This is a genomic window from Streptomyces sp. NPDC055243 (genome assembly GCF_044544025.1).
Lineage (GTDB): Bacteria > Actinomycetota > Actinomycetes > Streptomycetales > Streptomycetaceae > Streptomyces.
The window spans coordinates 555,764-568,426 of sequence record NZ_JBITWR010000005.1 but is presented as its reverse complement, the minus strand read 5'-3'; the positions used below and the strand labels follow the sequence as shown (position 1 = coordinate 568,426).

The 12,663-nt window shown below is 66.9% G+C and carries 12 protein-coding genes and 1 pseudogene; 8 read left to right on the top strand and 5 right to left on the bottom strand.

Annotation, left to right across the window (positions count from 1 at the left end; genetic code table 11):
- Positions 1-603: 603 nt before the first annotated feature.
- Positions 604-1,569 carry a DUF4331 family protein gene (locus ACIGXX_RS18605; protein ID WP_399976879.1) on the top strand — a complete coding sequence of 322 codons (966 nt, stop codon included), beginning with the start codon at positions 604-606 and terminating at the stop codon, positions 1,567-1,569.
- 270 nt (positions 1,570-1,839) lie between these two features.
- Here the strand turns inward: ACIGXX_RS18605 and ACIGXX_RS18600 are convergent.
- Positions 1,840-2,694 (bottom strand): annotated as a pseudogene (locus ACIGXX_RS18600) (transposase); the annotation flags it as partial.
- A 52-nt stretch (positions 2,695-2,746) separates the two neighbouring features.
- On the bottom strand, positions 2,747-3,277 hold the full coding sequence (locus ACIGXX_RS18595; RefSeq protein WP_399976876.1) for a hypothetical protein: 531 nt from the start codon (positions 3,275-3,277) through the stop codon (positions 2,747-2,749).
- Between the two features lie 431 nt (positions 3,278-3,708).
- Here ACIGXX_RS18595 and ACIGXX_RS18590 point away from each other — a divergent pair, with 431 nt between their 5' ends.
- Positions 3,709-4,068 carry a hypothetical protein gene (locus ACIGXX_RS18590; protein WP_399976873.1) on the top strand — a complete coding sequence of 120 codons (360 nt, stop codon included), beginning with the start codon at positions 3,709-3,711 and terminating at the stop codon, positions 4,066-4,068.
- Positions 4,069-4,431: 363 nt separating this feature from the next.
- Here ACIGXX_RS18590 and ACIGXX_RS18585 read toward each other — a convergent pair whose 3' ends face one another.
- Together ACIGXX_RS18585 and ACIGXX_RS18580 are read right to left on the bottom strand one after the other, a co-directional pair.
- Positions 4,432-5,070 carry a hypothetical protein gene (locus tag ACIGXX_RS18585; RefSeq protein WP_399976870.1) on the bottom strand — a complete coding sequence of 213 codons (639 nt, stop codon included), beginning with the start codon at positions 5,068-5,070 and terminating at the stop codon, positions 4,432-4,434.
- An 805-nt stretch (positions 5,071-5,875) separates the two neighbouring features.
- A complete protein-coding gene (locus tag ACIGXX_RS18580; protein ID WP_351172495.1) occupies positions 5,876-6,562 on the bottom strand; it encodes a hypothetical protein in 687 nt (228 codons plus the stop codon).
- Positions 6,563-7,112: 550 nt separating this feature from the next.
- Between ACIGXX_RS18580 and ACIGXX_RS18575 the strand changes: the two genes are divergently transcribed.
- Positions 7,113-7,325 carry a hypothetical protein gene (locus ACIGXX_RS18575; protein ID WP_399976866.1) on the top strand — a complete coding sequence of 71 codons (213 nt, stop codon included), beginning with the start codon at positions 7,113-7,115 and terminating at the stop codon, positions 7,323-7,325.
- A 185-nt stretch (positions 7,326-7,510) separates the two neighbouring features.
- On the opposite strand, the gene ACIGXX_RS18570 is transcribed toward ACIGXX_RS18575, so the two are convergent.
- Positions 7,511-7,906 carry a helix-turn-helix domain-containing protein gene (locus ACIGXX_RS18570; RefSeq protein WP_399976863.1) on the bottom strand — a complete coding sequence of 132 codons (396 nt, stop codon included), beginning with the start codon at positions 7,904-7,906 and terminating at the stop codon, positions 7,511-7,513.
- A gap of 718 nt (positions 7,907-8,624) precedes the next feature.
- Here ACIGXX_RS18570 and ACIGXX_RS18565 point away from each other — a divergent pair.
- From ACIGXX_RS18565 to ACIGXX_RS18545, 5 genes are read left to right on the top strand one after another with little or no spacing between them, the layout of a single operon-like run.
- A complete protein-coding gene (locus ACIGXX_RS18565; protein WP_383825636.1) occupies positions 8,625-9,824 on the top strand; it encodes an ATP-binding protein in 1,200 nt (399 codons plus the stop codon).
- On the top strand, positions 9,821-10,219 hold the full coding sequence (locus ACIGXX_RS18560; RefSeq protein WP_160509868.1) for a roadblock/LC7 domain-containing protein: 399 nt from the start codon (positions 9,821-9,823) through the stop codon (positions 10,217-10,219). Before ACIGXX_RS18565 ends, ACIGXX_RS18560 begins: the two co-directional genes overlap by 4 nt.
- Positions 10,216-10,605, top strand: coding sequence for a DUF742 domain-containing protein (locus tag ACIGXX_RS18555; protein WP_351172502.1), 390 nt, complete (start codon positions 10,216-10,218; stop codon positions 10,603-10,605). The genes ACIGXX_RS18560 and ACIGXX_RS18555 overlap by 4 nt, the downstream gene beginning before the upstream one ends.
- Positions 10,580-11,185, top strand: coding sequence for an ATP/GTP-binding protein (locus ACIGXX_RS18550; RefSeq protein WP_351172505.1), 606 nt, complete (start codon positions 10,580-10,582; stop codon positions 11,183-11,185). The genes ACIGXX_RS18555 and ACIGXX_RS18550 overlap by 26 nt, the downstream gene beginning before the upstream one ends.
- On the top strand, positions 11,182-12,537 hold the full coding sequence (locus ACIGXX_RS18545; RefSeq protein ID WP_383825631.1) for a cytochrome P450: 1,356 nt from the start codon (positions 11,182-11,184) through the stop codon (positions 12,535-12,537). Before ACIGXX_RS18550 ends, ACIGXX_RS18545 begins: the two co-directional genes overlap by 4 nt.
- Positions 12,538-12,663: the final 126 nt, after the last annotated feature.

Below are 12,663 nucleotides of genomic sequence, written 5' to 3'. Positions count from 1 at the left end.
CGGGGGACGCCGAACCCGCGCCCGGACCCAGGACTGCACCCCGACGCGGGGCGCAAGGACGCCGGCCCCGTGCGGGCCCCGGTCGCCGTCGCCGCACCCGCCGGCCCACCTACCACCTCCCACAGGCCTGTCACCACACCCTCAAGAAAGCCCCACCCGTGGCACACCACCACAGTGACCCCCCGCCGACCGCGCAAAAGCCCCTCCAACCACATCACAGCAACCCCGACCAAATAACTGAACGACCCACCCACCAACAACACCCCCACCACAACCACCAACACCCCCACCAACCACAGAGCGGATGGCGTTTTCGTGCAGCTGTGGGCCCGGTTAGGCCGGAGACATCCGCTCCTCGCGGTGTCCGTCTGGCATCGCGAATACGCCGGATGACGGATATGCAGCCGACGGCAACAGGCAGATTGTTGCTCTCGACGGTCCTCACGCCACGAGAGTCGCAACGACCTGCAAGTGAGCCAGCGACGGTGTTCGTCCCAGGTGGGAGGGCAGCGCCGGGGCCCAGTGCCTTCCGCGACGAACTGCCAACTCTCCACCGCCCGCCACGGAACTTGGTCCGCACAGCCACCCGATAGGAGTCACGACATGGCGCACCACGTCTCCGGCCTGGGCATCAGCCCCACGAGCATGGATCCCAGGAGCCACATCACCGACCTCTACGCATTTCAGAAGCCAGGTGATGCAAGCAAGACGATCCTGGTGCTGAACATCAATCCGACCTCGCCGATCACCGACGACGCCGTCGATCACGAGTCGGTCTACGAGCTCGGCGTGGACACCGACGCCGACGCGGTCACCGACATCGCCTTCCGCATACGCTTCTCACCAGTGCGGGAGAGCGTGCAGACCGCAAGCCTGCAACTGGCGACCGGCCGGGAGGCTGCGGCCGACCTGGACGCCGGGGACACGGTCCTTCTCGACGCTCCGGTGAGCTTCGGCTCCGAGCCGCAGATCACTGCGACCGGTGACTTCAGGTTCTTCGCGGGACTTCGCAGCGACCCGTTCTTCGCGGACCCCGTCGGTGCGAACGACAAATTCCAGTGGACCGGCAAGGACTTCTTCACCGACAAGAACGTGTTCGGCATCGTGCTGGAAGTCCCCAACAGTACGCTCGGGCCGAACCCGCAGGTGGGTGTCTGGGCCAGAGTCCTGGTTCCACACGAGGGCCGACTGGTCCAGGGTGACCGGGCCGGGCGGCCCGGGGTCGACGCCAACTTCAACCAGAGCGACGACGCCAAGCGAGTCTGGAACCAGCAGGAACCGTCTCATGATCGCGAAGGCTTCCTCGACAAGTTCACCCGCGTCTTCGAACAGGCGGGCCACCCCAAGGATCGGGCGACCGCACTCGCGGCAAGCTTGCTCCCCGACCTTCTGACGTATGACTACACCAGCGCCGAAGGATTCCCCAACGGCCGTAATCTCACCGACGATGTCATCAATATGGGGATCGCCCAGCTGAGCAACGGCACTGTGCCCCACGACGGGCTGCGGCCCCACACCGACCTTCGCACCGACTTCCCCTTCCTGGGCAATCCGCACGAACGTGACTGACGCGAACAAGGCTGGGCCCCTGCTCTGTGAGCCAGGGCCGCGGCATCGCCTGGGATGCCGTGCTGATCAGACGAGAGGGTTGGCGACGAGGCGGATGGTGCGGGGCTGGTGTTGTGGGCCCGGATGCGGATCGGTTCGGGCTTGACGACGGCATCCTGTTCGACGGGGTGGGGCTCGCTGCGCGGAGGTCGGGGCGGGCGGGTGAGGCGGCGGACCATGAGCGTCATCATCGTCCAGGCGAGGTGGGCTTCGCTGTCAGAATGAACCGCTCAGTTCGGCGTCGAAACTGACAGGCCGGCCGCCCCGGCTGCCCTTCCCCTTGCGGTTGGCGGCCTGGTCTTTCTTCCCCGGGATGACTGCTGTGATGTGTCATCTGCGCAGGTAGACGCGGTCGGCTCGGGAGGATTAGGCCTCGTCGCCGGTGACGGCGTTGGGCCGGGTGCGGGGATGTCCGACCGGCATGCGGACCCGCACGACCCGCACCTTGCAGAGCACGGGGATGAACTGCGGGCTGTCGGCGGCCTGTCCCGCGGTCAGCACGAGCGACAGCGGCCGGCACCTGCGATCTCCGGCGAGATGGACCTTGCTGGTCAGCCCGCCCCGGGACCTGCCGAGCAGAGCTTGGTTCAAACGGAGCCCGCGGCGTCGGCGGACGCGTCGCCGTTCTTTCCTCTTGGTGTCGTTCCCCTCGTCCTGCCCGTTCTGTCCCTCCAGGCTCCCTCCCCCCTTGTCGGCCTGCTCCTGCTCGGCGGCGGCCTCCTCCAGTGCGTCCAGGATCTCCTTGCCGATGCGCATCCCGGCCGCGTCGCGATGGGCACGGACGGTCATGGAATCCACGCTGCCCAGGGACAGGTCCGTCTCACCCCGATGGGCGGCGTCGGTGATCAGGCCTTCCAGCAGCACACTGAAGACGCCGGCGTGCCGCCAGACCCGGATGCGTCCGTAGACGGTGGGCCAGGGGCCGAACTAACCAGGTATCTCCCGCCACTGGGCGCTGGACCGAAACCGCCAGATCACCCCCTCGAACTGGTCCCGCAGCCGCTGGGGGCACGGACCGTACTCACCGATCGGCAGGCACGGCTCGATGAACTCCCATTGCTCGTCGCTCAGTTGCCTCCGCGTCACACCCAGCGTCCTACCAGTCCCCTTCCCTCACAGGGATGGAACCTGGTTCGGTTCACAACATCGAACAAGCCTTGTGTCGTCGGTGGTACGACCAGGTCACCGCCGCCAGGAGCGGGCCCCACAGCAGCAGTGGGGCGTAGGCGGCGACGAAGAGCACTTCGCCGGACGAGATGCCGGGGTCCGGGCTGGGCGAGGTCAGCAGTCCTCCGAAGAACAGGACCCACCACAGGACAGTGACCGCGAGGGCTCCCAGCGAAGCGGCGAGGACCGCGAGCCTCCGGTCGACCGGGCGTCCTCCGAGGAACGGAATCCAGCAGGGCACCACCTCTCCCCAGGGCCGTACCAGGCCCAGAGTGAGATACGAGGCGGCCTCGGCGATGGCGCCGATCAGCAGTACGTAAGCCATGCCGATCAGCGGGGAGTTGTGGGGGAACGCGGCGAGGAAGTCCTCTCGCTCCATCACTCCGACCGGCACCCCGAGCACGAGCTCGACGCGCCACACCCCGGAGGGGACGGTCGACCAGGCCGCGACATGGGCGGCACGCACCGCCCAGCGCGGGGGCGGCGGGACCGGCTGCGACACGCGGGATTCGGGCCAGGCGGGATTCGGGCCAGGCGGGATCCGTCGTCATCATGACCCGAACCTCTCGCACCGCCCGGCCCGGCACGTCGAACCGCATGATGACCCACCTCCGCCGCACGGGGGAGTACAGCCCGCCTCGGCACAGCAGGGGAATACGAACATTGATCACGCCCTCCCACAGGCCCTCGTCCCGGCGCTCCGCGGCCACGGCCCGATGCGGAACACCCCCGCGTCCATGGGGTGTCCCGACCCTCCAAGGCATCCTGGGGCACCGTACGAAATACGGCTCGCGGGATGACGGAATGCCGGCGCGCGGCCCAAGCTTCGATTAGTCCTGGCGGTCCTTGCGGGATCTGGCCCGTTAGGGCTGGGCGGCAAGCCATTGCTGTAGTTCCCGGTGGCGGAACTGGTAGGCGTTCAAGTTCAACACCGTGAAGGACCCGGCGGCAGCAGCACACGCCTGGCTGATCCAGAACAAATCGAAGGTCAAGGGCGGCGGAGCGTCGCTATCCGACCCGCTGCAATACCTGCCGCGCCAGGAAGGCAACGAGAAGGCCCACGAGCGCGAAGACAGCCGGAAAAAGGTGATGTACTCGAGGTACGCGGGCAAGCGCGCCGGCGGCTGGGTGCCCAAAAAGCGGTTCGTGAAGCACTCACGGACCGCGCTGCACCCCGAGATCGTCGAAGGCGATGCGGAGACGATCTCATGTGACGAGTTCCCGTTCTCTTCCACCTACCAGTCCCCCGGAGTTCCGACGGCCATCGGCGGCCATCGGCGGCCAGAACTATGAACCGACCGACGGCGGCGGCGCGTGCACCCAAACCGTAGCGGCCAAGACCGACGACGGCAGTGATCATCTCCTGGACGACACTCGCTACGACGCGCCCTCGTTCGACGAGAAGTGCGGCCGGTCGTCGATGTTGGGGAAGGTCAACTCCGGCTAGACGAGCCTGGATAGCTTCTACACCCCGTTCCTGAAGGAGTTCCGCATCATCGATAAGGACAAGTACCTGCTGGATCCGGGCAACGCCTGGTTCAAGGGCTGCGACCCGTCCACGGCAGACCTGGTCTGCGCGATGGCCAAGCCCTGACGACCTCATCGCATCACGGGCCCCGCTGCCGCAGCACGCGGCGGCGGGGCCTGGCTGCACGGTCAGTGCACCGGCCGCCAGTAGGCGGACGCTTCGTCCAGAGTCCGGCGGGCCGGTTCCCGTGTCGGGTCGTCCCAGACCAGGCAGCCCCACACCAGACCGGGCACATCGGAGCCCATCCGGTCGGCCGGCCCTTGGGTGAGGGTGCCAAACACCTCGTCGAAGTAGGCTGCCATCGACGGAAATTGAGGGCCGTCCGGCGGCTCGCTCAGGTACCAGTGGCCTATCCCGTCGTTGGACACCCAATGACCGGATTCGGGCCCGGCCTCGTCACCGGTCAGCCACGGAACCGCGGCCAGACCGCCCCAGGGATCCGGTCTCCCGACGCCGGGGAGCCGGGGCCCCAGCGCCTGGCCCGGGGACATGATGATCCCGTGAGGCAGGAACGCCCCGGAGCCGACCTCGCCTTCCTCGTCCTCCTCGATGACCTGGTGATCCACTCCCCCGCACAGCCGCCACAGGGCAGCCAACTCCACAGGAAGCCCAAACCCCAGCTGCTGGCGCAGCTTCGCCTCTGCCGCACCGACCTCCTCTTCCGACGCCGGCGGCAGCAAGCTGCGATGCGACAGCGGCGCGTGCTCCGCCAGCCACTGCTCGAGCCGGGCCCACGCCGCCTGCACTCGCTGTATCTCTTCGCTCATGCAGGGCACCGTACCGACGACCGGGAACCCACCAACCCCGGTTCCAGCCACAACCGGGCCGGCGGTGTACCAGACGAACGGCGAGGCACTCGAGCCAAGCATCGTCGTGATATGCGGCTTGTCCCTCAAGGTTTGTCCCTCAAGGTTGCGCCGCTTCGTCAGCGACCGGCGCGTACGGACGACACCCCGTGCATGACGGCCAGAGCCCACTGCTTTCAGATGTGTCCGCCCTGACGAACGTTGTCCACTCCACCTGCGCATCGGCACTGTCCTCCGAGCGCATCGAGCAGCTGTCCAAGGTCAGGATGCGGTGGACATGACGGGCATCGTAGTCACCACGGCCGCCGCGCTCGCGGCCGGTGAGCTGTTCGCCCCATGGCACCGTGCTGGGTAGCCCAACTCTTTCCGGTCACGAACGTTGCGTAGGGCGGACTGCCTTTGCGGCGACGGTCCCGGCTGTGCTCTGTCGGCCCGTGAACGGCGAGCAGCGACAGCCCGAAGATGCTTCGCATCCTCGGCGTGATCCGATCGCTCAACGCATCGGGTTCACGGGACTGGTGCGGATAGAGCGAGATCCCCAAGAAGCATGCATGCAAAGAGGATGTGTGACGCCGTATGAAGGAAACGGGAAGAGCAGCTATCAAGCGGAACTGAACTCGTACCGCTCCACCTGCCACAGAGGGCGGGTGAGTTCTATCAGGCGCGGGACGGTTCTGTTCGGGTCGCGGGCGCCTAGTTAGTTGAACACCAGCAGCACGGGCGGTCCCCTCGCTGTCGCGGCTTGACAGACGGCATTAGGAATCAGTTACTCCTTCTGGTCGTCCCATGACGTCCGATACCAGCCCCTGAATGACGTCAGCAGCGCCGCGAGCGCGGCGCCGACCCGGGGATCAAGGCCTGGACCACGGAGCAGTACCGCGTTGGACGACGGTTTGTGCTCCATAACTATCTGGCCGTCCGCACGCCATCTCACGCGCCGTGGCGCGCGCGGGAGGTCGCCGTTATCCAGCACGGCGGCGACGAGGGCGAAAGGAAGCAGAGGGGACAGCAGCCAGCAGAAGGCCCACCAGAACAGCCGTCCCTTGTAGCCCACGGCGTCCGGCACACCGGCCTGCGACACCGTCCAGCGGACACGCAACCCGCCGCCCCTGAACGCCTTCCGCCGCGTAATGGTGCCGATGATCTGCCCGTAGGCGTCAAGCACCTGATAGGTCACACGGTGCCCCTCGGTGGACTGCGTGACCAGCCGGGCCAGCATCTGCGCACGTCCCTCGTCGGCCCACAGGAGGAAGGATCGGGTCCCCCTCTTGCGGTCGCCGCGGTACGCGGGGATGCCGCCGGGCGGAAGTTCGCGCTCCACGTGCGCCAGGGCATGGGGCTGCACTCCCGGACCCGCGATGTGGACGGGATGCAGAGGCGGCACCAGGAGCCCGGTGGCTTGCGCGCTCCTGCGGGGTCGCGGGGTGTCGTACATGGTGAGACTGACGGTCATGCGCCCTGCTTCCCATCGGTGGTACGGCCGGGTGAAATCGGCGGCCTCCGGGCGGCGGCGTGAGCGGTGGTGTCCAGCGCCGCTGGATGCGGCCCGGGGCTCCGCTCAGCAGTCACGTCGCGCCTGGAATTTCAACAGGACTGTAGTTCATCCTCGGAGGACGCCTGACGTGGTAGAGCTGCGACCACCTCCCCTGCCGGCATGTGGCCTGCCCCCCTCGGCCGCAGTGACTTTGCCCGTCGTCAGCTTGAGCCCTCGCGGCCCGCAGACGGCTGAGGCGTCCCAGACAGCCTCATCCACCACATTCCGTCGGCATGATCGATCACGATCCGCCTGTCTGTCTGTCTGTCTGTCTGTCTGTCGATCAGCATCGAGGAATCGACAAGGCACGCCTGCGCCGTGGGTTCCCCCAGCGTGACGGCGGGGGTCTCAACGTCGTTGGACGTTGCGACCCCGAGCCAGGCCCCCGGAAGTGTCGTAACCGTCCCCGGTGCCACGCTGCACCGGGGACGGACCTGATCGAGCCCAACGCCAAGGCTGCCACCACCCAGTGCAAGAGATACTCGGGGCCAACCACACGCAGGACCGGGCGCAAGAAGGCAACGAGTACCCGTTCGCCTCCACCCGGAAAGCCTTCCGCCGGGCACGAACACGATTGATCGACAACGGTGACTTCGATTTCTGCTGGCGCCATCACACCGCGCGTGAGCACCAGCGTCTCTATCCGGCGCCCGATCAGCAGGAGTACGGTCTCACGGCTTGATCACACGCTCGGTTACGTCCCGGACTTGAACAACTACCGGTGCAGATCCGGGTCATGTGAGTGGGCGCCAGGGTTCCCAGCGCACACGCCGTGTCGGGGCAGTCCCGGGGCATCGCACCGCTTGACTGACCGCTCGCGCGGGTGACACGAACGCCCTTTACGGCATGGCGGGGAGCACCGACTCGCTACGAAGACCACGAACACTCTGTGACCTTTGAGATGTCTTCGGTCTGGCGATGCCACCACTGGGCGATGTCGTCTTCGCCCAGAGCGAGATGGTGGAGGTAGAGGCAGTAGGCCGCGGCAGGTTGGCCGGCGCCAGCATTCCGATGCGTGTAGAAGGGGCCGTCCCTCGGCAACGGGCTCGCCCCTGACCGTCTGGCAGCGCCGCGCAACGCCTCAATGCCCTGCTCGCGCCAGGCCCGCCGCCAGCCCTCCACCGAACGAAGGCTGACCCGCAACTCTTTGGAAATGACCGCGTTCTTTACACCCCGGCCAAACCCCTCCCCCGCGAGCATCCGTATCCGCTCCCGGGCAACCCGCTGGCCTGGCCCGAGCCCACCACCCTGCGCATACCGCATCACTGCGACATACCGCAGGGATCAAACACCGTCACCCTCCACGACAACCCACCGGAAAGATCAGTAAGAAAATTCGATATGCGGGGGTTGCTCCACAAAGAGGGCGAACCGCCCTCCGCCCTTGTCGGCCGTGCCTGATCCCGCTCCTCGGACAGTTCATCTGACGGCGCGGGTTCCGCAATCCGGATCCGCCGGCGGGCAGTAAATCCCAGGCCCACGAGGGCGTCAAGGTCGGCCAGGGCGTGGTGACTTGATGCCCCGATGCGCGAACGCCTGCGTCGACGCCTCGCCCTACCCCAGCCGCGGCCAAATTAGCCATCTTGCGCTGAGCGGACGCCTCCCGTCCGTGCTTCGCCTTGCCGGCCCGTGTTCCGGTGCGGGCATCCGGTCACAAGGTGAGGGCTCTCTGCGCTGCGGAAACTCGGACAGCGCACTGCTGGGCGACTCAGTGCGCGGTCGGCTGCTGTGAGTCTCCACGTCGCGCTCACATCTTCTCCACTGACCTAAGCATGGCTTTTTCGCCAACGTGGCCACGGCGTGGCGTACTTGACAAAGTGTCATGATCGTTTGGTGTTACGATCTCGGGCACATGCCACGTGGACTTCATCCTCGGCTTGGCTACAGCCAGGGGGCTCTCCGGGTGGTGAAGGCTGCCCACGTCGAGAGTCCGCATGGATAGATTCCGAGAGCTGGACTCCAGCCGCTCAAAGAGAGTCACATGACAATTTTGCAGGATCCGACGGTCTGGGCGCTTGCTGCCGGCGTCCCTGTCGCCACCATGGTGGTCGTTCGCCAGCGAAAAACGAGTGAGTCGTTGCGCCGTCAGAAGCGGGGACTCGAAAGCGATCTGACCGAACTGCAGGGCAGCCACGCTGACCTCCAATCCACCATCGCAGAGCTCCGCAGAGGCTATGACGAGGTGGTCCGACAGGCAAAGGAAGAGGCGGAGAACGCCACCAATACCGTACTGAAGTCTGCGATGCAGACCCTTCAGGGCCTCGCGGCGGAACAGCAGCGGGCCATCTCCGGGCTGCAGAAGAAGTACGGCGATTCGGCCGTGCTGCGAGATCTGCTGGACGTCGACCACATGAACTCGCAGTTCAACCGGCGTGCACAGTCCATTGCCGTGCTCTGCGGCGGGTGGCTCGGCCGACAGCGGGATGCGGCATCCATCTACGACGTGATCCGCGCAGCTCAGGGCCGTATCCGGCACTACCAGCGCATCGACATCGCCTCGCGGGTGGACATCGCGGTGACCAGCCGCGCCGTCGAGCCGGTCGCGCTGACGGTGGCCGAACTGCTCGACAACGCCACCAGCTATTCGGCGCCGTCCTCCATGGTCGACGTCGAAGTGCGGACGGTGCCCAAGGGCATGTGCATCGTGATCGACGATGCAGGCGTCGGGATGAGCGAGGAAGAGAAGACGGCCGCCACAGCTCTGCTGTCCAGTGGGTCCGCGGTGAGCGTCTCCGAACTCGGCAATCCTCCCGCGTTCGGTTTCGCGGTGATCGGTGCGCTGTGTGCGCGCTTCGGGTTCACGGTCACCATCGACAGCACTTCTCCCTACGGCGGCGTCCGAGCGGTGGTGATGGTGCCGAAGGAGTTGCTGACCGACATGCCGGAACCCGCGAGGCCCGCCACAACGCAAGGACCCAACGCGGGCACAGGGGAAAGCGGTTCGGCTCCCGCGACGACAGCGGGCGACCTGCCCCGGCGACAGAACAAGCGCCGCGCCATGGCACTCGTACCGGACAACCAGCCCGATGAAGCGACTGCGCCGCCGGCCCGGTCGGCGGAGGCACGGGTGGCGGCCATGGGCGCATTTCAGCGCGGCACTCTCAGCGGCCGAAGTGCGGGGGTACCGGCCGCCGAACGCGACACTCCTGCCGATACACACGAAGGATTCGATGCCCCGTGAGCGACGACCTGTCCTGGATGCTCGAGGACGCGCTGGCGATTCCCCATGCCCTGCACGCGGTCCTGATCTCTGCTGACGGCCTGCAGATGTCCCGCACCGCGGAGATCGGCCGGGACGACGCCGACAAGGTGGCCGCCGCCGTGAGCGGACTGCAGTCGCTCAGCCGGTCCGTCGGATTCTTCTGTGGTGACGACGGCACGACCTGGCGCCAGACGCTCATCGAGTTCGACGGTGGCTGGGTGTTCCTGAATGCCGCAGGAGGTGGCTCCTACCTCGCCGTGGCAGCGTCCGCCGAGGTCGACATGGGAGACATCACGTATCGGATGCAGCAACTGGTCAGCCGACTGGGCAAGGCCATGTCGACCGGCCGCCGCACCGACACGGTCACCTCATGACGGATCCGGACCGTCCCGAGCCCGAGCTCGTGTCCGAGGCCGGAGAATTAGTCCGGCCCTATGTCATCACCCGTGGGCGTGACCTGCTCGACGAGGGCGCGTTCGCCCTCATCACTCTCGTCACGTCATCCACCGACGATCAGCAGCGTCCCCAGCGGCTCTCGCCCGAGGAGCAGCAGATCCTGGAGATGTGCTCCAGCGGCTACCTCTCGGTCGCTGAGATCGCCGCTCACTCTCAGCTGCCTCTGGGTGTCGTCAAGGTGCTGCTCAGTTCCCTCGCCGAGGGGGGCTATCTGGTCACCCGTGCGCCGGTGCCCTCGGCTCGTCTCGCCAACAAGGCCTTGCTTCAGGAGGTGCTCGATGGTCTCAAGGCTCTCTCTGTCTGAGAACGCCTACGTGCGCGACGGTGCACAGCAGACTGCGGTGAAAATCCTGGTCGTCGGGCACTTCGCCGTCGGTAAGACCACTCTGATCGGCTCGCTCTCCGAGATCGCGCCGCTGTCCACCGAGGAGCAGATGACGAGCCTCTCGGAGAGAGTCGACGACCTCAAGGGAGTGCAGGGGAAGACCACGACTACGGTCGCCCTGGACTTCGGTCGCCTGACCCTCAGCGAGCGCATCGTGCTGTATCTGTTCGGGTCACCGGGCCAGCAGCGGTTCGTCAATCTGTGGGACGACATGGCCCGCGGAGCGCTGGGCGCCCTGGTCCTGGTGGACCCCGAGCGACTGGCCGACAGTTTCGAGGTCATGGATCTGGTCGAGAGCTACGGCCTCGACTTCGCCGTGGCCCTCAACCAGTTCGACGGCAGCGCGGTACACACCCCCGAAGCAGTCCGGGAGGCGCTCGACCTGCTGCCCGACACCCCGGTCGTCACCATCGACGCGCGCGACAAAGCGTCGTCCGTCAACGCCCTGATCACCATGGTCCGCTATCTGCAAGAGCGCGCCGCTCTGGAGCACGCATGACAACCCCTCCCGTACCTCCGCCCGGCTGCCCCGCACACGGCAGTGGGCAGCGCATATCCCTTGACACCCCGGAGTTCGCCGCCAACCCGCACGCGTACTACCGTTACATGCACCAGCTCGGCCCCACGGCGCCGGTCACCATCGCGCCCGGCGTGGAGGCGACCCTGGTGACCGACTACAACGCGGCTCTTGGGCTGTTGCAGGATCCCACTATCTTCCGCAAGGACGCGCGCCGCTGGCGTGCGCTGAACGAGGGCCTCATCCGCCCCGACAGCCCGGTCCTGCCGTTGCTGGCCTACCGGCCGAACTGCATGTTCACCGACGGCGCCGAGCACGTGCGACTGCGGCAGGCCATCACCGAGAGCTTCGCCCGCGTCAGCAACAGCCGGCTGAGCCACATCGTCAACCAGGCCGCCCAGTTCCTCATCAACCAGTTCAGCGCTCGCGGCAGTGCCGACCTTCTCAGGGATTACGCGCAACAGCTTCCCCTGTACGTCTTCAACGAACTCTTCGGCTGCCCGGCGGAGATCGGCGACCGGGTCCTGTTCGGCATCTCCGGCATGTTCGACGGCGTCAATGCCGAGCAGGCCAGCCAGGTCCTGCTCCAGGCGGTGGGCGAGCTGGTGGCACTCAAGCGCGTCCATCCCGGGAAGGACATCACGTCCTACCTGATGCAGCACCCGGCACAGCTGACCGACGAGGAACTGGCGCACACGCTGGTGCTGCTCCTCGGCGCGGGCGGCGAACCGGAAGGCAACCTCATCGGCAACGCCTTCTACACGATGCTGACCGTTGAGGAGTACGCGCGCAACGGGCAGTTCGACAAGGCCCTCGATGACACCCTGTGGCGCAACGCGCCCATGTCCAACTACGCGCCGCACTACCCGGTCTCCGACACGGACGTGGCCGGCGACAAGGTCCGCGCCGGTGAGCTGGTCCTGGTGTCCTTCGGTGCCGCCAATACGGCGCTCGCGGACCAGGGGGCCGACACCCGCGGTCACCTGGCCTGGAGCGCAGGCCCGCACGCCTGCCCGTCCAAGGAACCGGCCAGGCTCATCGCCCTGACCGGCTTGGAGGCTCTGTTCAACGCGCTGCCGGACGTTGAACTGGCGGTCCCCGCGGAGAGTCTCGCCTGGCGGCCCGGCCCCTTCAACCGAGCTCTGGCCAGCCTGCCCGTCCGCTTCGGTGCGGTCACCCCGCGCCCCGCGGCCGCGCCGGAGCCGACGGCCGCGTCCCCTGGCCACCAGGCGCACCCTCCCCTGGCGCCCACGCCCGCGCCCACGGAGCCACAGGCCGCCACCGGCAAGCCGGCGCGCTGGAGCAGCTTCGTGAGGTGGCTGACCGGCCAGTAGCCGATGCACCCCCTGTGATGCAGGCGACACGGGCAGTTGTTGTAGCCTGCATGAAAGATCAACTGCTGGGGTAGGACAGCGCGGAGTGTCTGGAGTGACACGAGATGAAGGAGAGGCAGTGAACCT